This window comes from Sinimarinibacterium thermocellulolyticum (assembly GCF_040327995.1).
GTDB classification, from domain to species: Bacteria; Pseudomonadota; Gammaproteobacteria; order Nevskiales; family Nevskiaceae; genus Solimonas; species Solimonas thermocellulolyticum.
The window spans coordinates 191,458-211,755 of the sequence record NZ_JBEPIJ010000004.1 but is presented as its reverse complement, the minus strand read 5'-3'; the positions used below and the strand labels follow the sequence as shown (position 1 = coordinate 211,755).

The following is a 20,298-nucleotide window of genomic DNA, read 5'->3' as shown; positions in this document are numbered from 1 at the left end:
TCTCGTGATTGGCCTCTTAAGGTCCGCGCAGCGACGCGCGGGGACCGCAGTTTACCGGTCCCCGCCATCGAATAGGCAAAGCGGCGGGCCCTAAGACGCTAGGATCAGGCACCGAACCAGTTCTGGCCGCAGACGCGCAGCGTCTGGCCGTTGACGCCGGCGGCCGCCGGCGAGGCCAAGAACGCCACTGCCTCGGCGACGTCCTGCGGCAGCCCCCCTTGCGACAGCGAGTTGATGCGCCGCCCGATCTCACGCGGTCCCAGCGGCATCGCCGCGGTCATCTGCGTTTCGATGAAGCCCGGGGCCACGGCGTTGATCGCACCACCCCGCTTGGCAAAGGTAGGCGCCATCGCGTCGACGTAACCGATCACGCCGGCCTTGGTCGAGGCGTAGTTGGTCTGGCCGGCGTTGCCGCCGATCCCGCCGATCGAGGAGATGCAGACCACGCGCGCGCCATCGTTCAGGCCGCTCTTGAGCAGGCCTTCGTTGATATCGATGATCGCCGCGAGGTTGATGTTCAGCACCAGATCCCAGTACTGGGGGCTCATGTTGCGCAGCATCTTGTCGCGGGTGACGCCGGCGTTGTGGACGACCACGTCGAGACCGCCCGCCTCGGCGGCGATGCGCTGCGCCGCATCCGTTGCGGTGACATCGAGCGCCAGGCCGCGGCCGCCGATACGGGCCATGGTCTCGCCGAGCGCCCCCTCCTGCGACGGGTGATCGATGCCGATGACCTGCGCCCCCTCGCGCGCGAGCACTTCGGCGATCGCGGCGCCGATGCCGCGTGCGGCGCCGGTGACCAAGGCGCTGCGGCCGGCGAGGCTGCCCGCCAGCTCGACGGGCTTGGCCGTGCTCGTGGTGATGCGCAGCGTCTGGCCGGAGACATAAGCCGAGTGTGCGCTCAGGAAAAAGTGCAGCGGTGCCGCCAGCGCCGCTTCACCGTTCTCGGCGACTTCGAGCAGATTGCAGGTATTGCCGTTCTTGCCGATCTCCTTGGCCAGCGAACGCATGAAGCCGCGCAGCGCCGTCGACATGGTCTTGGCGCCGACCGAGGTGCAGGCGTCGGCGGCGCGCGACAGCAGCAACACGCGGCCGTTGGGGACCAGGCCGCGCACCAGCGGCTGCAGGAAGTCGTAGAGCTCGCGCATCTGCGCCGGCGACGACAGACCGCTGGCATCGAACACGATGGCGCGGTTCGGTCGCTCGCCGGCGCTCGGCGCGGGATTGCCGATCAGCTGGAGTCCCAGGCTCGCCGCAGCGGCCTTCAGCGGCGCAAGCCCGGCGTGCTCCGGCACGATGCGCAGTTGCGCGCCGCTTGCGCCGAGCGCGGCGAGCAGCGGCGCGGCCAGTGTCGCCTTGCTGTCGCCGCCGACGAGGATGGCGCCGTCGGCGAAGGGCTGCGCGGCCCAGGCGGCGTCGGCACGACGCAGGCGCGGCGGTGTCGGCAGGCCGAGCATCGAGGCCAGGGTCTTGCCGAATGGCGAATGGGTGAAGTCGAGATAACGGTCGTTCATCGAGATTCCAGGCAAAGGCAGTGTGTTGACGATGTGCGGATTATCGCAGCGCAGCACCTTCCCTGACGCGGCGCAACGCAAGCGGCCGCACGCCGCCGCTGCCATTGACGGATGCACGCGTCTGACTGATAGTCTGCCCGCCGCGCGTCGTCGGCGCGGCGTGCCGCGTGTATCGAAACGGCGTGTATCGGAACGGGGGAGTCCGGCAGCGCTCGCACTGGGTGCCGCCGGGGCACAATGCGGTAGCGCAAGCATCAGCGAATAGTCATACAGCACACCACATTCCCGGAGGGTCGGAAGAAACCATGGCTGTCAAAGGCTGGTCCATGGCCGCGGTGGCCGTCGTCGTCGCTGCCGGCACGTACTTCACGCTGGAAACGATCTATCCGCCGTCGAAGAACGGTGATGGCGATCTGCGCGTGGTGTCGCCGGACAGCGTGTTCGGCAATGCGCCGGCGCCGGCCGAGTCCGGCCCCGCGGTGGCGGAGATCGTGCCGGCAAAGACGCCGGACGCGGCGGATCGCGCGCTCGATGCGGCGATGGCGCCGAGCGAGGAGGATCTGCGAGTGACCGATGAGTCGCTCGCCGCCGACCAGCCCGAGCCCACTGCAACGCCGGCCGCCGAGGACCGCACCGAGGCCGACGCGGCGCTCGCCCCTGCCGACGCGGTTGAAGACATGGCCGACGATGCGGCCGAAATCGGAGCAGCAGCGACGATGCAGGGCCCGGCGCCCGTGGTAACGCCGGCGGCGACGCCGCGACCGACGCAGCGCCCGGCACCGGTGCGCACGCCGGTCCCGCGGCTCACGCCCTGGTGGGGACCGGAGTCCAACACGCAGTTGTCGCTGGTGTACGCCGGCTCGGCAGCTTACACGCGCGCCATCGTGCTGCTGTTCAACGGCGCATTCGACGACGCGCGTTCGGCGCAGCCGCATCTGCGCGTGCGCGATGCCGCTGGCAGGCTGGTCGCGGGCACTTGGGAGGTCGGCGCGAACAACCGTCGCATGCTGCTGTTCCCGGTTGCGCACACCGGCCTGTATACCGTCACCGTCGGCCCCGGCCTTGCGGATCGAAGCGGCCGCACCGTCGGCAAGCAGATGCAGGGTCCGGTGCGGGTGGAATAACGCCGCCGAGGCCGCGCACAAAGGCCACCGGCGGCGCCGCTGACGGTGGCCTTTACGTTGGCGTTCTCGGTGGCCGCGCTTGAGTTCGTGCCGCGAGTTCGGGTTCCATAGGGGCCGACCCCTCAAGGAGAGCCTGCATGCCCACCCGTCTGTTCGACCTGCACGGTCGCGTCGCCCTCATCACCGGCTCGTCGCGTGGCATCGGCGCCGCCACGGCGCGTCTGCTCGCCGAGCACGGCGCCACCGTCGTGCTGTCGTCGCGCAAGGCCGAGGATCTGGAAAAGGTCCGCGCGCAGATCGAGGCCGACGGCGGCAAGGCGGTGGTGATGCCCGCCCATGCCGGCAACAGCAGTGACATCCAACGTCTCGTCGCCGACATCGGCGCCACGCTCGGCCGCCTCGACATCCTCGTCAACAACGCTGCGACCAACCCCTATTTCGGCCAGATCTGTGACACCGACATAGGCATGGTCGACAAGACCCTGCAAGTGAACGTGCGCGGCTACTTCGAATTGTCGGCGCTGGCGTCGAAGCTGATGAAACAGAACGGCGGTGGTGCCATCGTCAACGTCGCCAGCATCAACGGCGTCAAGCCCGGCTGGTACCAGGGCATTTACTCGATCACCAAGGGCGCGGTGATCAACATGACCAAATCCTTCGCCAAGGAATGCGCGCAGTGGAAGGTGCGCGTCAACGCGGTGCTACCGGGCCTCACCGAGACCAAGTTCGCGTCCGCGCTGACGCAGAACAAGCAGATGCTCGACATGTTCCTGCCGCAGATCCCGCTCGGCCGCATCGCCCAGCCCGAGGAGATCGCGCCGGCGATCCTGTTCCTGGTCTCGGATGCCGCCAGCTACGTCACTGGCACGACGCTGACCGTCGACGGTGGCTATCTGTCCTAGGGCCGACGCCGAACACGGCGCTGAAGTCCTGCCCGAGGTGCACGACCACCCGAGTTATCAGTACGCGATCGCGCTGCACGGCATGCGACCCTACGGTTTCGCGCTGCCGATGCGGTTAGTGCCGACGGTGGCTCAGCTCTCGTCTTCGAGCACGTAGGTCGGCACCAGCAGCCCGATGCCGCGCACGTAGCGACGTCGCCGCCGCGTCGGCAGCGCTTCGCCGCTGCCGGCGAGCGTCGGCTCGTCGATGTGAATTTCGCCGTCGGCGGCCTTGTCGCACAGCCGTGATGCGAGATTCACCGCAGGACCCACGGCCATGTACTCGTAGCGGCCGCCCTCGCCGACGATGCCCACCGCGACCGTGCCGCTGGCGACGCCGACGCCCAGCCCCAGCTCCGGCGAGAAGCGCTTGAGCCCCGGCCGCACGCAAGCCTGCAGGCGTCGCGCCAGTCCGATCGCGCGCGCGTTGCGATCCGCGTACTCGACCGGTGCGCCGATCAGGATCAGCGCGCCGTCGCCGGCCAGGTCCTTGACCGTGCCGCCATATTCCTGGGCGGCGGCGGCCACCGCGGCGTAGTACGCGCGCAGCAGTTGCATCACCTGCTCCGGCGAATGCGCCTGCGCGTAGGCGGTGAAGCGGCGGATGTCGCAGCAGACGATCGCGACCTCGGTGCGCTTGCGCGCCATCGCGTGGCGCAGGCCGCGCTCGCGCACCAGTTGCGCGACCTGCGGCGACAGGAACTGCGACATGAACATGCCGCGCGCGCCGAGGATCATGTAGTAGCGCAGCGCACCGTACAGAAAGATCAGCTCACCGAGCGCCAGCGCCAGTGGTGCGATGCGTGCCGGCAATACCAGCGCCACGGTGAGCACCGGCATCGCCGCCAGCGCAGCAAAGATGCGCACCTGCTCGGCCTGATCCGGGCGCCGACGCAGCAACCGCAGGCCAGCCGTCAGCACCAGTGCGCCGGCGAGCAGCGATGGCACCGCGAACATCAGGGTGCCCGGCGGCGGCAAGCGCCGTTCGCGCATGGCGATCGCCAGCTCGTGATAGCGCAGCTCCGGCTGGACCGCGACCAGCAGTGCATACACCAGGCTCAAGGCCTGGGCGATACGGATCAGGTGGTCGCGCCGCTGATCGTGCTCGGCATCGCGCACGGTCTTGGCGACACGCAGGCCCCACTCACAGCCGGCGATGAATACCGCCGCATCGAGCAGGCCGACGGCGCGCGCCCAGCCCGGCAGCGGTACCTCGAGGCTGTACTCGATCACCTGCGCATTGGCATAGATCGCCACGCCGAGCAGACCCAGACACAGCGCCAGGGAGCGACTGGTCGGGCTGGCGCGATCCGTGCCCCAGAACACCAGGCCCATGCCCAGAGCGATGAGGGCGACGACTTCGTATGCGCTGTTCACGTTCGAACCATGAGTACAACGACGCATACTGTAGCCGGCGTAGGCGCCGCCGATGCCATCGCTACACTGTCACGCCCTCCCCGTTGCCGTCGTGCCATGTTGCTCGGCCTGAAGAACGCCAGCCTGCGAATCGCCGATACGGTCCTGCTCGACGCCGTCGACTTCTCCCTCGAGGCCGGCGAGCGTGTGTGCCTCGTCGGCCGCAACGGCGCCGGCAAATCGACGCTGCTGCGTGTGATCGCCGGCGACCAAGCGCTCGACGCCGGCGAACGGATTTGTGCGCAAGGCATCCGGCTTGCGCGACTGCAGCAGGACGTGCCGGCCGACACCGATGGTAGCGTCTACGACGTCGTCGCCGACGGCCTCGGCGAGATCGGCCGGCTCAGTGCGCGCTACCACCAGCTCGCGCACGCGGCGCAGCCGGACCTCGATCGGCTCGCCGCCGTGCAGGCCGAGATCGAAGCGCATGATGCGTGGAACGTCGAGGCGCGCGTCGAGGCGATCGTCACGCGGCTCGAACTGCCCGCGGATGCGGCGTTTGCCGAGCTGTCCGGTGGCCAGAAGCGCCGCGTCCTGCTCGGTCGTGCGCTGGTCTCGGAACCCGATGTACTGCTGCTCGACGAACCGACCAACCACCTCGACATTCCCAGCATCGACGCGCTCGAAACGCTGCTGCACGAGTTTGCCGGATCGCTGATCTTCGTCAGCCACGACCGTGCCTTCGTGCGCAGGCTTGCCACGCGCGTCTGCGATCTCGATCGCGGTCGGTTGAGTAACTGGACCGGCGGCTGGGATGCCTACCTGCGCGGTAAGGCCGAGGCCTTGCACGCCGAGGCGATCGAACAGGCGCTGTTCGACAAGAAGCTCGCACAGGAGGAAGCCTGGATCCGCAAAGGCGTCGAGGCCAGGCGCACGCGCAGCGCCGGGCGCGTCAAGGCTCTGCTACAGATGCGCGAGCATCTCCAGCAGCGGCGCAAGCGCGAGGGCGACGTCAAGCTCGTGGTGCAGGAAGCCGAGCGCTCCGGACGTCTGGTCGCCCGGCTCGACGCAGTCACGCACGGCTTTGGCGGCGAGCCACTGATCCGCCGGCTGTCGACCACGATTCTGCGCGGCGACAAAATCGGCATCATCGGCCCCAATGGCGCAGGCAAGACCACGCTCCTGGCGCTTCTGCTCGGCAAGCTACAGCCGGATGCCGGATCGGTGCGCCTGGGCAGCAAGCTCGAAGTCGCCTACTTCGATCAATTGCGCGACGCGCTGCGCGACGAGGAGATGACGGCCATCGACGCGGTGGGTGGCGGTCGCGAGTACGTCGAGATCGACGGTAGCCGCCGTCACGTCATCAGCTACCTGCAGGACTTTCTGTTCACGCCGGATCGCGCACGCGTGCCGGTGCGCGTGCTCTCGGGCGGCGAGCGCGCGCGCCTGATGCTGGCACAGCTCTTCAGCAAGCCGTCCAACCTGCTGGTGCTCGACGAGCCAACCAACGATCTGGATATGGAGACACTCGACCTGCTCGAAGAGCAGCTGATCGACTACAAGGGTACCGTGCTGCTGGTCAGCCACGATCGCGAATTTCTCGACAACGTCGTCACGCGCAGTCTCGTATTCGAAGGCAATGGTGTGGTCGGCGACTACGTCGGCGGCTATGCGGACTGGCTGCGGCAGCGTCCGCCCACTGCGCTGGAGCGCAGCGCCGCTGCGGTCGCAAGCGCATCTCGAGCACCGTCGATCCAGCAGCCGAAGGCGCGGCTCGACAGCCGAGAGCGGCGCGAACTCGATGCCTTGCCGCAGCGCATCGAAGCGCTCGAGACCGAGCAGTCGATGCTGGCTGCGCAGATGAACGAGCCCGGTTTCTACCGGCGTGCGCGCGAGCAGATCGACAGAGTCGAGCAGCGACTGCGCGAAATCGACGAACAACTCACCGTCGCTTACGCACGCTGGGAAGCGCTGGAAACCTTGCGGTAGCCGACGTCGCGCCAGGGACGGCCCGCGCGCGCCTTCGCCATGGTCGGGGCGACAGGGTGAGCCGGGGCTGTCGTGAACGTCCGGTGGACGTTCACGCTGGCGAACGCCCGCACAGGGACGTGCGGGCCGGTGCCCGCAGATCGGCGCAGCGTCGCGCCAGGGACGGCCCGCGCGCGCCTTCGCCATGGTCGGGGCGACAGGATTCGAACCTGCGACTTCCTGCTCCCAAAGCAGGCGCTCTACCAAGCTGAGCTACGCCCCGTCTCGATTGCCCGCAGCGGATGTGGATGGTGGGTCGTGTTGGATTCGAACCAACGACCAACTGGTTAAAAGCCAGCTGCTCTACCGGCTGAGCTAACGACCCGCATCGTGCAGCCATCTATCACGCATGATCGCGCGGCGGACACCACCCCCACCGGCGCGCCCGTGGCCGGGCTGCACAGGGGCGCGCATGATACCGGAAACCTCGGCCTGCTCCTAACCGCCCCTTGCCGCGTAGCGTGTCGGATCGGCAAGACCCGCCGCGGCGAAGCCGTCGCGACGCAGGCGGCAGGCATCGCAGCGGCCGCAGGCAAGGCCCTCGGCATCGGCCTGGTAGCACGACACCGTGCGCGCATAGTCGACACCCAGACGCGTACCGGTTTGCACGATCTCGGCCTTGCTCATGTGGATCAAGGGCGCGTGCACGGTGAAGCTGGTGCCTTCGACGCCGGCCTTGGTCGCGATGCGCGCGAGCCGCTCGAAAGCCGCGATGAACGCCGGCCGGCAATCCGGGTAACCGGAATAGTCCACCGCATTGACGCCGATGAAGATGTCACGCGCATCCAGTACTTCGGCCCAGCCCAGCGCCAGCGACAGGAATAGTGTGTTGCGTGCCGGCACGTAGGTGATCGGAATACCGTCACCGGGGGTTTCCGGCACCGCGATCGACGCATCGGTCAGCGCCGAGCCGCCGAAGCTGTCGAGATCGACCCGTATCACCCGGTGTTCGACCACCCCGGCATCCGCTGCGAGTTGACGTGCGGCGGCGAGCTCGGCGTCGTGGCGCTGACCATAAGCCACGCTCAAGGCATACAGCGCATAGCCCTGCTCGCGCGCGAGCGCGAGCACCGTGGCCGAATCGAGGCCGCCGGACAACAGCACGACGGCTTTCTTGCGTTCGCAGGTCACCGCTTCAACGTCCTGGCGTATTGCCCCAAAGGATCTTGTGTAACTGCAACTGGAAGCGCACCGGCAGGCGGTCGGCGAGCAGCCAGTCGGCCAGCTCGCGCGCACCGAGCTCGGACTGACTCGGCGAGAACAGCACGGTGCAGCGGCGATCGAGCCGGTGCTCACGCACGATGCCGCGCGCCCACTCGTAGTCGGCGCGGTTGCAGATCACGAACTTGACCTCGTCCTCTGCGCGCAGCTTGTCGAGGTTGCTCCACAGATTCCGGTGCACCTCGCCGGAACCCGGCGTCTTGAGGTCCATCACGCGGACCACGCGCGGATCCAGCGGACCGATGTCCATCGCGCCGCTGGTTTCGACGCAGACGCGCCAACCACCGTCGCACAGTGCACGCAGCAGCGCCGCACAGTTCTTCTGCGCCAGCGGCTCACCGCCCGTGACGCACACATGCCGGGTCTCGCAGGCGCGCACCGCGTCGAGGATGGACGCCAGTGACATCCAGCGGCCGCCGTGGAACGCATACGCGGTGTCGCAGTACTGGCAGCGCAGCGGACAGCCGGTGAGACGCACGAATGCAGTCGGCCAGCCGACCGACGACCCCTCGCCCTGCAGCGAGCGGAAGATCTCGGTGATCTTCAGCCGCGCCTGCGCCTCGCTCGCCGCCGCGCCGGCCTCGGATGAGTCGTGCGCCGCCTTCAACCCGGAGTCAGTCGCTGCTGAGCCAGCCGCGCCGCGCTGGACTGCGGATAGGTGTCGATCAGTCTTTGCAGCGTCGCCCGGCCTTCGGCTGGCTGGTTCAGCTCGATCTGCGAAAGACCGACCTTGAGCATCGCATCGGGCCCCTTGGGGCTGTTCGGGAAGCGTTGCAAAAGGGCCTGGAATGCGCCGAGCGCCGCGCGGTAGTCACGCTTGACGTAATAGGCCTCGCCGCTCCAGTACAGCGCATTGTCGGCATAGCGGCCCTGCGGCCAGCGTTCGAGCAGGCTGCGGAAGCCGCGGATGGCCTCGTCGTACTTGCCGTTCTTGAGCGCGTCGAAGGCGGCCAGGTAGGCCCCTTCCTCCTCCGGCGAGGCACCGGAACCCGCCGAGATCGTCACCGGGGCGGCGACGGCGTCGGGGCCGGCCACGGTCGGTGCGGACGCCCCGGCCGCGACCGGCGGCGTGGTCAATGTGCCGCTGGCCTCTACGCGCGCACCGGTGGACGGCAGTGGCGCAAAATTGCCGCCGGTCCCGATCGACGGCGGCGCACCGCCCTCGAGGCGTTGCAGGCGACGATCGAGATCTATGTACTGGTCGCGACCGCGCTTTTGCATCTGGTCGAAGTCGTAGCGCATCCGCTCGACCTCACCGCGCAGCGAACGCAGATCGTCGCGCAGGCGAAGATTCTCCTGATCCATCCCGGTCAGATTCACGGCATCCAGCCGGCGTGACAGCTCGGCGACCCGCGACTCCATCGCCTGAAGCCGTCGTTCGGTCGGCGACAGCTTGTCGGTCGAACCGCCGGAGATCGGCCCGCCGAAATCACTACTCGCACAAGCCGAGATCGTGCCACTGAGACAGACGATTGCGGTGAGTCGCAGCCAGTTCATCGCGCATGTCCTCGATGTTGGCGCCGTGCAGCGCCGCTCGGATTACTGTCGAATGATTTGCACACGACGATTCTTGGCCCAGGCCGACTCGTCATGTCCCGACACCGCCGGACGCTCTTCGCCGTAGCTGACCACCGAGATCTGCTCGCGGCTCACACCCCGACTGACCAAGGCCGACTCGACCGAGAGCGCTCGACGTTCGCCGAGCCCTAAATTGTACTCGCGTGTGCCGCGCTCGTCGGCATGCCCCTCCAGACGCACGCGTGCCGACGGATTGTCCTGTAGATAGCGCGCATAGGTTTCGATCACGCCCATGTACTCGGGGCGGATCGTGGTGTCGTCGAAATCGAAATAGATCAAATTGGTGGACAGCGCTCGCTCGGCCGCCGCTGCGGTGTCGAAGCGACTGTCTTCGAGCGGTGCCGGCTGCGGCGCGATACGGTCGGTGTATGGCTCGCCGGTCTGCGCGGTCGATCCGTAGCCACCTTCCGATGCGCTACGCGCTTTGTTCGATCCACATCCCTGCACCGCCAGTGCCAAGCCCAGTACCGCGGGCAGCCAGATTTTCTTGTCCATGGGTCGCGCTCCTGAAGTACAACCGCTGAAGAGGTGGGGCAGATTGGTGATTGGGGGCTAGCGAATCAAGGGGGACCATGCCGGTTCGCGCACATCGCCGCCGGACTGGCGCAGACTCTGGCGGACGTTGCCGTCGACCGACACGGTCGCCAGTTCGGCGCCCTTGGCGCCTTGGGTCGCATAGATCACCACGGCGCCGCCAGGAGCGAAGCTCGGGCTTTCGTCCAGCGGGCCGTTGCTGAGCACGCGCATCTCGCCCGAACCCAGGTCGAGCAGGGCGATGCGATAACGCCCGTCAGCGTTGTTGACGAGGACCAGCGAGCGCCCGTCGGGTGAGTAACTGGCACGCAGGTTCTGCCGGCCTTCGAAGGTTAGGCGTCGCGGATCGCCACCGCTGACCGGAATCTCGTAGATCTGCGGCTGGCCGCCGCGATCCGACGTGAACACGAGCTTGCTGCCGTCGGGCGACCAGGCCGGCTCGGTGTCGATGCCGTAATGGTCGGTCAGGCGCCGACGGTTGCCGGTCTTGAGGTCGAGGACGTAGATATCCGGGTTGTTCTCGAACGACAGCGTCAGCGCCAGGAAGCGGCCGTCCGGCGAGAACGTGGGCGAACCATTGATGCCGCGCTCCGAGACGAGCCGCTTGACTTCGCCGGTGGCCAGGGTGTGCAGGTAGACGGCCGAGCGTCCGCGTTCGAAGCCGACGTAGGCGAGCTGCTTGCGGTCCGGCGACCATGCCGGCGACAACAGCGGCTCACGCGATGTCGCGACGACGCGCGGATTCCAGCCGTCGGCGTCAGCCACGATCAGCTCGAAGCTGCGCTGGTAGCCGATGCCCTTGGCCGAGACATAAGCGATCTTGGTGTTGAAGTAGCCGGGCATGCCGAGCAGCTTCTCGTAGATCAGATCGGCGATCTGGTGCGCGACGTAGCGCATCTGATCGACGCTGCGCGCCGGAATGTCGTAGCCGAGCAGCTGCTGACCGCCGACGCTGTCCACCAGAAAGAAGCGGGCGAAATAGCCCTGGTCAGTCTTCGCCACCTGACCGACGACCACATAGTCGATGCCCTGTGCACGCCAAGTGCCCGGCGTGACCTGCGCCGGCGCATTGGGCTTCTGCAGCATGTCACGCCGTGGCAGGGCCCGGAAGCGACCGCTGCGTACCAGATCGTCCTCGACCACTTGCGCGACGTCGAGCGTGACCTCGCTGACCTGACTGAACGGGACGATGGCGATCGGCAGCGCCTGCTCGAGACCGCCCTGCACCGTGATCTCGAGTTCCGCGCGGGCGGTGCCACCGACGGCCAGTAACAGGGCGAACAGCCAACGAAAAGTTTTCATAAAAACGACATCTTTACGTGAATTCGATGAAGCCTCGCTGAACCCGGATTGCAGGCGGCCGTCACCTTAACACCCGCCTACACGCGGGCAAAAGGTCGAGCGGATGCGCCGTTCGAACAATGACGGGTCCGGTGGCGGCGGCAGTGGGCTGGCCTTGCGCACGGCGTTTTCGACCGAGCGATCCAGGGTCTCGTTGCCGCAACTGCGCACGATGCGCGCGCTCACCACTTCGCCGCCGGGAATTTGTTCGATCTCCACCACGCAGGTGAAGTCGTCGCTGGTGCCGGGTGGCCGGATCCAGTTGCGGCGAATCTTCTCGGCGATCATCGCGGCCCAGGGGGCCTGCGCGGCCGCGCGTTCGGCAGCCAGCCGTGCGGCCTCTTCCTCGGCGAGGATGCGGGCCAATTCTTCGCGACGGCGCCTCTCTTCGGCCTCGCGCTGCTTGCGGATGCGCTCCGCCTCGGCCGCGGCCTCGGCGAGCTGGCGCTGGCGTTCCTCTTCGAGCAGGCGCTTTTGCTCCTCCTCGCGGCGCTTGCGCGCCTCCTCTTGGCGGCGCTTCTCTTCCTCTTCGAGGCGGCGGATCTCGTCCTGGCGGCGCTTCTCCTCTTCGAGCTTGCGCTTTTCTTGCTCGATGCGCTTGCGCTCCGCCTCGGCTTTGAGTTCGAGTTCTTCGCGCTTTCTGCGCTGTTCTTCTTCGAGCTTGCGGCGCGTCTCTTCTTGCTTTCTGCGCTCTTCTTCGGCGATCCGCTTTTGCTCTTCGGCCCGGCGCTGCTGTTCCAGCCGCTGCTGCTCGGCCGCCTCGCGCTGCTTCTGCTCTTGCTGACGGCGCTGTTCTTCGAGCTCGCGCTGGCGCTGCGTTTCGAGCTCGCGCTCGATCTCGGCCTGGCGTTGCAGCCGCGGATCCTGGACCAACGCGACCTCGATGACCCGCGGCGTCTCGATCCTGCGGTGGAACAGGGCGCTTGCGAACAGCAGCGCGAACAGCACGACGTGCCCTGCGACCGCCGTCAAGAGATAGCGACGCTCGACGACCATCGGGGGCTACTTCGCGTTCTCGACGGGCTTGGTGACGAACCCGATCTTGCGTGCGCCCGCCTGCTGCAGCAGTGCCATGCCGCGCGCGACATGGCCGTAATCGGCCTTGCTATCGCCTTCGACGTAGATCAACTGATCGGGATTGGTCTGCACCAGCTTGGTCACCTGCTCGATCAGTTGCTCGTCGCTCAAGGGCTGCGCCTGGTTCTCGCCGACGGTGAGGAACAACTGGCCGTCCCTGTCGACGGACATGTAGACCTCGTTCTGCTGCGAGCTCATCGACTCGGCATTGGCCTCAGGAAGATCGACCTGGATGCCCTGCACCAGTAGCGGCGCGGTGACCATGAAGATGATCAGCAGCACCAGCATCACGTCGATGTACGGCACGACGTTGATGTCCGACGACAGCTTGCGCTTGGCCATCGGCCGGCTCCTTTAGTGCTTGGCCGAGCCGTGGCGTAGGCCGCGGTCGACGATGCCGATCATCTCTTCGGTAAAGGTGTGGAAGCGGCTCTCCATCTTCTCGACGCCACGCGTGAAGAAGTTGTAGGCGATGACCGCCGGGATCGCCGCGAACAGACCCATCGCGGTGGCGATCAGCGCCTCGGCGATGCCCGGCGCCACCGTCGCCAGCGAGGCCTGGTTCTGGTTACCGATGGCGATGAAGGCGTTCATGATGCCCCAGACCGTGCCGAACAGGCCCACGTAGGGGCTGGTCGAGCCGATCGTGGCCAGCAGCGCGACGCCCTCTTCCAGATGCTCGACCTCGCGCACCTGGGTCACGCGCATCTGCCGCTGCACCGCGGCAATGACATCATCGTGATCGGTGTGTCCGCCGGTCTGCTGCCGTGTGTATTCCTCGTAGCCGGCGATGAAGATCGCCGCCAAGCCCCGGTTGTCCGCGGTGCGGCGCTGCTGCTCATACAGATCGGACAGATTGCCGCCGCTCCAGAAACGGTCCTCGAAACGCTCGGCTTCCAGATTGGCCGCCGCGAGCTGCTTGCGCTTCTTGAGGATGATGGCCCAGGACAAGACCGAGGCGGCGACCAGCACCAGGAGAACCAACTGCGCCAGCAGGCTCGCCTGCAGGATCAGATGGGTGAAGGACATGTCTGCGTTGTTCATGGGCTCGAAGGTTGGAGGTTCGGACAGCCGATACCGGGAACACAAAAGCGGGGGAAGCGCATAGACCGGCGCCTTTGGGCGCAGGTTTCATCGGGCGGCGAACATTATCACAGCGCCCCTACGGCAGACATGTAGGTGCCGGACGCGCTCGCGACCGCGACGAGTGCAAGCGCCCGCCGGCTTGGGTCGTAAACCGCTACGCGGTACCGGTCGCGGCGGCCACCGCCGCGCGCAGGGCCTCGGGCAGTGCCGTCGGGCGAAAGCCGGGAGCCGCCACACAGCCGACCTTGGCCGACAACTCGGCGAGCACGGCGCCGTCGACGCTGCGCAGCAGACGCTGCTCGAACTGCAGGCTGGCCGCGCGCACGACCGGCACGCGCACCTCCACCGTGACCTCGTCGTCGAGCCGCGCCGGACGGCGGTAGCGCACGTCGAGGCTGGCGACGGTGAAGACGATGCCAAGCTCGTCGTGCAGACGCGTCTGCTCGAAGCCGAGCGCGCGCAGCCACTCGGTGCGCGCGCGCTCGAACCAGCGCAAGTAGTTGGCGTGGTAGGCGACGCCGCTGGCGTCGGTGTCCTCGTAGTAGACACGCAGCGGCCAGACGAACACCGGTAAGCTCATGGCGCGAACAGATCCGGTGTGGCCAGACGCTCGGGCGCCTTCAGGCCGTAGTGCTCGTAGGCGGCACGGCCGGCGACGCGACCGCGCGGTGTGCGCATCAGATAGCCCTGTTGGATCAGGTAGGGCTCGATCACGTCTTCGATGGTGTCGCGCGCCTCGCCGATCGCCGCGGCGAGATTGTCGAGTCCGGCCGGTCCACCGTCGAAGCGTTCGATCAGCGTCAGCAGCAGGCGCCGGTCCATCAGGTCGAAGCCATTGGTGTCGACGCTGAGCAGGCGCATGGCCTCGCTCGCGGTCGCACGGGTGATGACGCCGTCTGCGCGCACCTCGGCGTAGTCGCGGGCGCGCCGCAGCAGACGATTGGCGATGCGTGGCGTGCCACGCGAGCGGCGTGCGATCTCGCTGGCCCCGCCCTCGTCGATCTGCGCCTTGAGGATGCGGGCACTGCGTAACACGATCTGGGTCAGGTCGGCCACCGAGTAGAACTCCAGGCGCTGCACCAGCCCGAAACGGTCACGCAGCGGACTGGTCAGCGCACCGGCACGCGTGGTTGCGCCGACCAGTGTGAACGGTGGCAGGTCGATGCGGATCGAGCGCGCGGCCGGACCTTCGCCGATGACGATGTCGAGCTGATAGTCCTCCATCGCCGGATACAGCACTTCCTCGACGATCGGACTCAGGCGATGGATCTCGTCGACGAACAGCAAGTCGCGCGGCTCGAGATTGGTCAACAGGGCTGCCAGATCACCGGGTCGTTCGAGCACCGGACCCGAGGTCTGGCGCAGGTTGACGCCCATTTCGGCGGCGAGGATGTGCGCTAGCGTGGTCTTGCCCAGGCCCGGCGGACCAAAGATCAGCACGTGATCGAGCGCCTCGCCGCGCCGGCGTGCCGCCTCGATGGCGATGCCCATCTGCTCGCGCACCGCCGGCTGGCCGACGTACTCGGCGAGCCGCTGCGGCCGGATCGCGCGCTCGATGCGCTCGTCCTCGCCGCTGGCGGCGGCCGATATCAGACGCTCGGGCTCGCTCACCGGACCGCGCGCCGCAGCGCCTCCTGGATGATCTGCTCGGTGCTCATGCCGTCCTTATACACGGCCTCGGTGTAACGCTGAACCTCGGCCGGCTTGTAGCCCAGCGCTGCCATCGCCTGACGCGCGTCCTGTAGCGGCGATGGATCGGCGTTGCCGATCGCGGCCTGCACCGCAGTCGGCGCATCTGCCGAGGCGGCGCGGTCGCGCATCTCCACGATCAGGCGCTCGGCGGTCTTGCGACCGATGCCCGGCAGCTTGGACAGGCGCGGCGCATCGCCGGCGCGCACCGTGATCCAAAACTCATCGACACCGACGCCGGACAGCACCGCGAGCGCCAGCTTCGGCCCCACGCCGGAGACGCGGATCAGCTCGCGGAACAGGGTCTTCTCGGTGAGGCTGGCAAATCCGAACAGCAGGTGCGCGTCCTCGCGCACGCAAAGGTGCGTATGCAGCGTCACCGTCTCGCCGACACCGGGCAGCTTGTAGAAGGTCGACATCGGCGCCTCGACTTCGTAGCCGACGCCGTTGACCTCGACCAGTAGCCACGGTGGCTGCTTGAGCGCGAGCTTGCCGTGCAGACGTCCGATCATCGGTGTTTCCTTCCGCTGCCCGCGAGCGAAACGGCGCTGCGCTGACGCACGCCGCGCACCTGGGCATGGGTCAGTGCCACCGCGAGCGCGTCGGCGGCGTCGGCAACCAGCCGCCCATGCAGCTTGAGCAACAGCTTGACCATGTGCTGCACCTGCTCCTTGTCGGCGCGACCGTTGCCGGTCAGCGCCATTTTCACCTGCGCCGGTGCGTACTCGGCGATCGGCAGGCCGGTGCGTGCGACCACGCACAGTGCCACCCCGCGGGCCTGGCCGAGCACCAGCGCGCTGCGCACATTGCGATCGACGAACACCTCCTCGAAGGCGGCCTCTTGCGGCGCATGCTCATGGACGATGCCGGCGAGTTCGCGCTCGATCGCGACCAGCCGGTCCGGCATCGCGCCGGTACCGGCGACGATGCGACCGCAAACCACCAATCGACTCTGCCCGCGCTCGGTGTCGATCACGCCATAGCCCGTGTAGCGCGAGCCCGGATCGATGCCGAGGATGCGCGTCACTCTCGGCGGCCGCTCAGATCGGCGTTGGAATAGACCTTCTGCACGTCGTCGAGATCTTCGAGCATCTCGATGATGCGTTCGACGGCCTCGGCCTGCTCGCCGGTGACCTGCACCATCGTCGCCGGTCGCATCGTCACATCGGCCTGCAGTAGCTCGAAGCCCTTGGCGATCAGCGCGTTCTTGACCGCCTCGAATGCCGTCGGCGCGGACAGAACCTCGATGTAACCGGCGTCGCTGATGACGTCGTCGGCACCGGCTTCGAGCGCCACTTCGAGTATCTGCTCTTCCTTTGCCGGATCCTGCGCAAGGAAGATCTGGCCGATCTCGCTGAACAAATACGCCACCGAGCCGCTGCTGCCGAGATTGCCGCCGTTCTTGCTGAAGGCGTGACGCACGTCGGCGACGGTGCGGGTCGGATTGTCGGTCATGCAGTCGACCATGATCGCGACGCCGCCGGGGCCATAGCCCTCGTAGCGGATCTCCTCGTACTGCGCATCGCCGAGCTCACCGGAGCCGCGCTTGATCGCGCGCTCTGCGGTGTCCTTGGGCATGTTGGCGTCGAAGGCCTTCGCCAGCGCCAGACGTAGGCGTGCATTGCTGCGCGGATCGCCGCCGCCAGTGCGCGCGGCAACGGTGATTTCACGGATGAGTTTGGTGAACAGTTTGCCGCGGCGCGCGTCTTCGGCACCCTTGCGCGCAGCGATACTCGGACCTCGTCCCATACCCCGATCAGAAGCTAAGGCGCATACCGGCGTGCAGGCCGTTGTCCGCGGTGATGCGCGGGCCGTCCTCGACGCGCACGTTCACGTTACGGTAACCCAGATACAGCGAGGCGTCGCGCAGCACTTGATAGTCGATTGCCGTGCCGATCTCGTAGTACTCATCGAAATCGCCGAAGCTCAGCACTTCGGGACCATAGTATCCGTAGAACGAGAACCCGATGCGCTCATAGCCGGGAAAGCGCGCCTCGAACTGGCCGCCCGGCGCGATCGCACCGCCCGGGTCATCGTCGCGTCCGATGTACACGGCGCGAACCCCCAGACCCGCGGCCGATTCGAAGCTGCGCGCGCCGGCATCCCCGGTGAGCATGGCGCCGACGTGAGCCACCAGCAGGTCGTCGCGACGCTTCGGCCGCACCACGGCTCCCACGTCGTATTGACCGGTGGTCTCGGCGAACAAGCGCGACAGCGGACCGTTGAGCGCCACTCGGTAGCTGTCGTCGCCGATCGATAGATCGAAGCGCTCGGCATGGGCCGTGCTCGCCGAGGACAGCAGCACGATGCTCAGCCATAGGATGCGTTTGTTCATGGACCTCGTCCCCCGAATCGTGTTCACGCGTGATGGTTACTTCTTCGGCTTGTTGACCGCATGCACGGCACGACCGTCGACGAGCAGCACCGCTTCGTGCAAGTTCTCCGACAGCGTCGGATGTCCGTGCATCGTCAGCGCGAGGTCCTCACAGGTGGCCGCGAACTCCAGCGCCAGCACCGCTTCGGCGAGCAGCTCCGAAACGTAGGGCCCGACCATGTGTACGCCGAGGATGCGATCGGTCTTTGCGTCGGCAATGATCTTGATCGAGCCGGCGGCCTGCTCCATGGCCTTGGCGCGGCCGTTGGCCGCGAACGGACCGACGCCGGTCTTGACCTCGTGTCCCTTTTCCCTGGCCTGTTCTTCGGACAGGCCGACCCAGGCCACCTCCGGCGCGGTGTAGATCACGCTCGGCACAGCCTTGTAGTTCACTTGCGTGTGGTGGCCGGCGAGCTGTTCGGCCAGCGCCACACCCTCTTCGATGCCCTTGTGCGCGAGCATCGCGCCGCCGATCACGTCGCCCACCGCATAGATGCCGGGCGCGCTGGTCTTGTAATGCGCATCGACCTTGACGAAGCCGCGCTCGTCGAGCGCGACACCGGCGACGTCCGCACCCAAGTCCTTGGTGTACGGCTTGCGCCCGACGGCGACGATCAGCTTGTCGAAGGTCTCGGTCCTCGATTCGCCGCCGACCTCGTATTCGACGGTGACGTTCTTCTTGCCGGATTTGGCCGACAGCACCTTGGCGCCAAGGCGGATGTCGAGCCCCTGCTTGGTGAAGTGGCGCAGGGCCTCTTTGGCGATCTGCTGATCGACCATCGGCAGGAAGTTCGGCAGCGCTTCGAGAATCACGGTCTTGGCGCCCAAGCGGTTCCAGACGCTGCCGAGCTCGACGCCGATGACGCCGGCGCCGATCACGCCCAGGGTCTTGGGGACCTCGGTGAACTCGAGCGCCCCCCAGGAATCGACGATGCGCTCGCCGTCGAAGGGCGCGATCTTGAGACTGACCGGCTCCGAACCGGTGGCGATGACGATGTGCTTGGCCTTGAGTACCTCGGTCTTGCCGTCATGGGCCTTGAACTCGACCTGGCCGTTGCCGAGCAGCCGACCGAAGCCTTGTAGTCCGGTGACCTTGTTGGCCGCGAAGAGCTGCTTGATGCCCCCGGTGAGCTGCTTGGAGATCGCGTCCTTGCGCGCCTGCATCTTCGCCAAGTCCAGCTCCAGCTTGCCGGTGCCGATGCCGTGCGCCGCCGCCTCGTGCTGCATGCGGTGGTACAGCTCCGAGGACTCGAGCAAGGCCTTGGAGGGAATGCAGCCGGCATTCAGGCAGGTGCCACCGAAAGCCGGGGTGTTGTCGCGATTGAGCCAGGCATCGATACAGGCGGTCTTGAAGCCCAATTGGGCGGCGCGAATCGCGCAGGGATAACCGGCGGGCCCCCCCCCGATCACGACCACATCGTACGCGTTGCTCATGACTCTCCTTGGCGGCGCGCAGCCGGCTTGCTGCGCGAATGATGGCGAGCATTCTAACGGCCCCGCTCGGGGGCCGCCATGAACACCGCGGAGAGTGAGCCCCGGCCTCAGGCCGCCGCGAGCGTGCGCGCCATCACCTCGTTGGAAGCGGCGATGGCGTCGCCGCCGCGCGCGTCGAAGGCATCGACCCACTGCCGGTAGACGCGCATGTCCCCGTGCTTCCACGGATGAAAGCCGGGCTTGAAGTAGCTCAGGTAGTGCGGCAACAAGCGTGGGTACAGTCCCCCAGGTCCATACAGCCACCACAGCCCGCGTACCCACAGGCGGAAGCGGTTCTTCAGGCCGTCGACCTTGAACATGTGGTTCATGATCATGAACACGTGCAGCGGGAAGGTCAGCGACACCTGCAGCATCGACAGCACGCGCCGCCAGTAGCCGCCCCTGGCCACCTTGTCGTAGACGTCGAAGGCCACCGCCTTGTGTTCGATCTCCTCGACCGCGTGCCAGGCGTACATCGCGCGAATGCGCGGATCGGCATCGGCGAACATGCCGTTGCCGAAGAAGCCATGCGCCATCAGTGCGGTCATGTGCTCGGCGGCCGCGGTCTGGCCGAGCGTATAGGCCGCGGAGAAGCGCTTGCGGAAAAAGCCGAACATGATCTCGTTCTGCCGGCGCAGGATCTCATCCACGGCGATGCCCTGCGCCTTCAGGCGATTGTTGAACTTGGTATGCACCATCCCGTGCTGGCCCTCCTGGTAGATGAAGTCCTTGACCTGAGCCTGCAGCTCGGGATCGGTGATGCGGTCGCGAAAATCGCGCACACAGGCAATGAAGAACTTCTCGCCTTCCGGAAACAGCAGCGACATCGCGTCGAAGAATCGTGTCTTGAACGGATCGTTGCCGAACCAGTACTTCGGAATGTCGCCGTCGAGGCCGAAGTCCGGTGCCTGCCGAGGCGTGATGCCCTGTCTGCCGCCGTCCATGTCCCGCTCCGTCAAAGT

The 20,298-nt window shown here is 67.0% G+C and carries 22 protein-coding genes and 2 tRNA genes; 4 read left to right on the top strand and 20 right to left on the bottom strand.

Annotated elements, in window-relative coordinates; translation table 11 throughout:
* Positions 1-104 precede the first annotated feature (104 nt).
* Entirely contained in the window at positions 105-1,514 is a 1,410-nt protein-coding gene (locus ABSH63_RS05540; RefSeq protein ID WP_352888178.1) for a 3-oxoacyl-ACP reductase, read from the bottom strand.
* A 305-nt stretch (positions 1,515-1,819) separates the two neighbouring features.
* Here ABSH63_RS05540 and ABSH63_RS05535 point away from each other — a divergent pair, with 305 nt between their 5' ends.
* From ABSH63_RS05535 to ABSH63_RS05525, 3 genes are all read left to right on the top strand, one after another.
* Positions 1,820-2,638: a hypothetical protein gene (locus ABSH63_RS05535; protein WP_352888176.1), complete on the top strand. Its 819-nt coding sequence runs from the start codon at positions 1,820-1,822 to the stop codon at positions 2,636-2,638.
* A gap of 137 nt (positions 2,639-2,775) precedes the next feature.
* Complete coding sequence (locus ABSH63_RS05530) at positions 2,776-3,540, top strand: SDR family oxidoreductase (protein ID WP_352888173.1); 765 nt, start codon at positions 2,776-2,778, stop codon at positions 3,538-3,540.
* Positions 3,524-3,697 carry a hypothetical protein gene (locus tag ABSH63_RS05525; RefSeq protein ID WP_352888234.1) on the top strand — a complete coding sequence of 58 codons (174 nt, stop codon included), beginning with the start codon at positions 3,524-3,526 and terminating at the stop codon, positions 3,695-3,697. The genes ABSH63_RS05530 and ABSH63_RS05525 overlap by 17 nt, the downstream gene beginning before the upstream one ends.
* Here ABSH63_RS05525 and ABSH63_RS05520 read toward each other — a convergent pair.
* A complete protein-coding gene (locus ABSH63_RS05520; RefSeq protein ID WP_352888170.1) occupies positions 3,673-4,956 on the bottom strand; it encodes an adenylate/guanylate cyclase domain-containing protein in 1,284 nt (427 codons plus the stop codon). The genes ABSH63_RS05525 and ABSH63_RS05520 overlap by 25 nt on opposite strands.
* Before the next feature lie 96 nt (positions 4,957-5,052).
* Here ABSH63_RS05520 and ABSH63_RS05515 point away from each other — a divergent pair, with 96 nt between their 5' ends.
* Complete coding sequence (locus tag ABSH63_RS05515) at positions 5,053-6,924, top strand: ATP-binding cassette domain-containing protein (RefSeq protein WP_352888168.1); 1,872 nt, start codon at positions 5,053-5,055, stop codon at positions 6,922-6,924.
* Positions 6,925-7,109: 185 nt separating this feature from the next.
* On the opposite strand, the gene ABSH63_RS05510 is transcribed toward ABSH63_RS05515, so the two are convergent.
* The 18 genes from ABSH63_RS05510 to ABSH63_RS05425 form a co-directional block, all read right to left on the bottom strand.
* Positions 7,110-7,186, bottom strand: a tRNA-Pro gene (locus ABSH63_RS05510).
* 26 nt (positions 7,187-7,212) lie between these two features.
* Positions 7,213-7,288 (bottom strand) — tRNA-Lys (locus ABSH63_RS05505).
* Between the two features lie 113 nt (positions 7,289-7,401).
* Positions 7,402-8,094, bottom strand: coding sequence for a 7-cyano-7-deazaguanine synthase QueC (gene queC, locus ABSH63_RS05500; protein WP_352888165.1), 693 nt, complete (start codon positions 8,092-8,094; stop codon positions 7,402-7,404).
* 4 nt (positions 8,095-8,098) lie between these two features.
* Positions 8,099-8,791 (bottom strand): 7-carboxy-7-deazaguanine synthase QueE, encoded by a 693-nt coding sequence (queE, locus tag ABSH63_RS05495; RefSeq protein ID WP_352888163.1) that lies wholly within the window; start codon positions 8,789-8,791, stop codon positions 8,099-8,101.
* Entirely contained in the window at positions 8,788-9,681 is an 894-nt protein-coding gene (ybgF, locus tag ABSH63_RS05490) for a tol-pal system protein YbgF (RefSeq protein WP_352888161.1), read from the bottom strand. Before ybgF ends, queE begins: the two co-directional genes overlap by 4 nt.
* Before the next feature lie 42 nt (positions 9,682-9,723).
* Positions 9,724-10,257, bottom strand: a complete 534-nt coding sequence (pal, locus tag ABSH63_RS05485) for a peptidoglycan-associated lipoprotein Pal (RefSeq protein WP_352888159.1) — start codon at positions 10,255-10,257, stop codon at positions 9,724-9,726.
* 57 nt (positions 10,258-10,314) lie between these two features.
* Positions 10,315-11,598 (bottom strand): Tol-Pal system beta propeller repeat protein TolB, encoded by a 1,284-nt coding sequence (tolB, locus tag ABSH63_RS05480; protein WP_352888156.1) that lies wholly within the window; start codon positions 11,596-11,598, stop codon positions 10,315-10,317.
* Between the two features lie 66 nt (positions 11,599-11,664).
* Complete coding sequence (tolA, locus tag ABSH63_RS05475) at positions 11,665-12,633, bottom strand: cell envelope integrity protein TolA (protein ID WP_352888153.1); 969 nt, start codon at positions 12,631-12,633, stop codon at positions 11,665-11,667.
* A 6-nt stretch (positions 12,634-12,639) separates the two neighbouring features.
* Positions 12,640-13,056, bottom strand: a complete 417-nt coding sequence (gene tolR, locus ABSH63_RS05470) for a protein TolR (RefSeq protein ID WP_352888151.1) — start codon at positions 13,054-13,056, stop codon at positions 12,640-12,642.
* A gap of 12 nt (positions 13,057-13,068) precedes the next feature.
* Positions 13,069-13,758, bottom strand: a complete 690-nt coding sequence (gene tolQ, locus ABSH63_RS05465; RefSeq protein WP_352888149.1) for a protein TolQ — start codon at positions 13,756-13,758, stop codon at positions 13,069-13,071.
* Positions 13,759-13,954: 196 nt separating this feature from the next.
* Positions 13,955-14,380, bottom strand: a complete 426-nt coding sequence (gene ybgC, locus ABSH63_RS05460) for a tol-pal system-associated acyl-CoA thioesterase (protein WP_352888148.1) — start codon at positions 14,378-14,380, stop codon at positions 13,955-13,957.
* On the bottom strand, positions 14,377-15,411 hold the full coding sequence (ruvB, locus tag ABSH63_RS05455) for a Holliday junction branch migration DNA helicase RuvB (RefSeq protein ID WP_352888145.1): 1,035 nt from the start codon (positions 15,409-15,411) through the stop codon (positions 14,377-14,379). Before ruvB ends, ybgC begins: the two co-directional genes overlap by 4 nt.
* Positions 15,408-16,001: a Holliday junction branch migration protein RuvA gene (ruvA, locus tag ABSH63_RS05450; RefSeq protein WP_352888143.1), complete on the bottom strand. Its 594-nt coding sequence runs from the start codon at positions 15,999-16,001 to the stop codon at positions 15,408-15,410. Before ruvA ends, ruvB begins: the two co-directional genes overlap by 4 nt.
* Positions 15,998-16,516: a crossover junction endodeoxyribonuclease RuvC gene (ruvC, locus tag ABSH63_RS05445; RefSeq protein WP_352888141.1), complete on the bottom strand. Its 519-nt coding sequence runs from the start codon at positions 16,514-16,516 to the stop codon at positions 15,998-16,000. Before ruvC ends, ruvA begins: the two co-directional genes overlap by 4 nt.
* The gene (locus tag ABSH63_RS05440) at positions 16,513-17,238 is read right to left on the bottom strand and encodes a YebC/PmpR family DNA-binding transcriptional regulator (protein WP_352888138.1); all 726 of its coding nucleotides are present in this window, start codon (positions 17,236-17,238) and stop codon (positions 16,513-16,515) included. The genes ruvC and ABSH63_RS05440 overlap by 4 nt, the downstream gene beginning before the upstream one ends.
* Before the next feature lie 7 nt (positions 17,239-17,245).
* On the bottom strand, positions 17,246-17,824 hold the full coding sequence (locus ABSH63_RS05435; RefSeq protein WP_352888136.1) for a YfaZ family outer membrane protein: 579 nt from the start codon (positions 17,822-17,824) through the stop codon (positions 17,246-17,248).
* Between the two features lie 36 nt (positions 17,825-17,860).
* Complete coding sequence (gene lpdA / locus ABSH63_RS05430) at positions 17,861-19,297, bottom strand: dihydrolipoyl dehydrogenase (protein ID WP_352888133.1); 1,437 nt, start codon at positions 19,295-19,297, stop codon at positions 17,861-17,863.
* A 107-nt stretch (positions 19,298-19,404) separates the two neighbouring features.
* Positions 19,405-20,280, bottom strand: coding sequence for a metal-dependent hydrolase (locus tag ABSH63_RS05425; protein ID WP_352888130.1), 876 nt, complete (start codon positions 20,278-20,280; stop codon positions 19,405-19,407).
* Positions 20,281-20,298: the final 18 nt, after the last annotated feature.

What these genes read in the sequence shown, in the direction of transcription:
- ABSH63_RS05535 (WP_352888176.1), top strand. Translation starts at nt 1,820, where the DNA reads ATGGCTGTCAAAGGCTGGTCCATGGCCGCGGTGGCCGTCGTCGTCGCT.
- ABSH63_RS05530 (WP_352888173.1), top strand. Translation starts at nt 2,776, where the DNA reads ATGCCCACCCGTCTGTTCGACCTGCACGGTCGCGTCGCCCTCATCACC.
- ybgC (WP_352888148.1), bottom strand. Translation starts at nt 14,380, where the DNA reads ATGAGCTTACCGGTGTTCGTCTGGCCGCTGCGTGTCTACTACGAGGAC.
- pal (WP_352888159.1), bottom strand. Translation starts at nt 10,257, where the DNA reads ATGGACAAGAAAATCTGGCTGCCCGCGGTACTGGGCTTGGCACTGGCG.
- tolR (WP_352888151.1), bottom strand. Translation starts at nt 13,056, where the DNA reads ATGGCCAAGCGCAAGCTGTCGTCGGACATCAACGTCGTGCCGTACATC.
- lpdA (WP_352888133.1), bottom strand. Translation starts at nt 19,297, where the DNA reads ATGAGCAACGCGTACGATGTGGTCGTGATCGGGGGGGGGCCCGCCGGT.
- ABSH63_RS05515 (WP_352888168.1), top strand. Translation starts at nt 5,053, where the DNA reads ATGTTGCTCGGCCTGAAGAACGCCAGCCTGCGAATCGCCGATACGGTC.
- ybgF (WP_352888161.1), bottom strand. Translation starts at nt 9,681, where the DNA reads ATGAACTGGCTGCGACTCACCGCAATCGTCTGTCTCAGTGGCACGATC.
- ruvA (WP_352888143.1), bottom strand. Translation starts at nt 16,001, where the DNA reads ATGATCGGACGTCTGCACGGCAAGCTCGCGCTCAAGCAGCCACCGTGG.
- tolQ (WP_352888149.1), bottom strand. Translation starts at nt 13,758, where the DNA reads ATGAACAACGCAGACATGTCCTTCACCCATCTGATCCTGCAGGCGAGC.
- tolA (WP_352888153.1), bottom strand. Translation starts at nt 12,633, where the DNA reads ATGGTCGTCGAGCGTCGCTATCTCTTGACGGCGGTCGCAGGGCACGTC.
- tolB (WP_352888156.1), bottom strand. Translation starts at nt 11,598, where the DNA reads ATGAAAACTTTTCGTTGGCTGTTCGCCCTGTTACTGGCCGTCGGTGGC.
- ABSH63_RS05425 (WP_352888130.1), bottom strand. Translation starts at nt 20,280, where the DNA reads ATGGACGGCGGCAGACAGGGCATCACGCCTCGGCAGGCACCGGACTTC.
- ABSH63_RS05435 (WP_352888136.1), bottom strand. Translation starts at nt 17,824, where the DNA reads ATGAACAAACGCATCCTATGGCTGAGCATCGTGCTGCTGTCCTCGGCG.
- ABSH63_RS05440 (WP_352888138.1), bottom strand. Translation starts at nt 17,238, where the DNA reads ATGGGACGAGGTCCGAGTATCGCTGCGCGCAAGGGTGCCGAAGACGCG.
- ABSH63_RS05540 (WP_352888178.1), bottom strand. Translation starts at nt 1,514, where the DNA reads ATGAACGACCGTTATCTCGACTTCACCCATTCGCCATTCGGCAAGACC.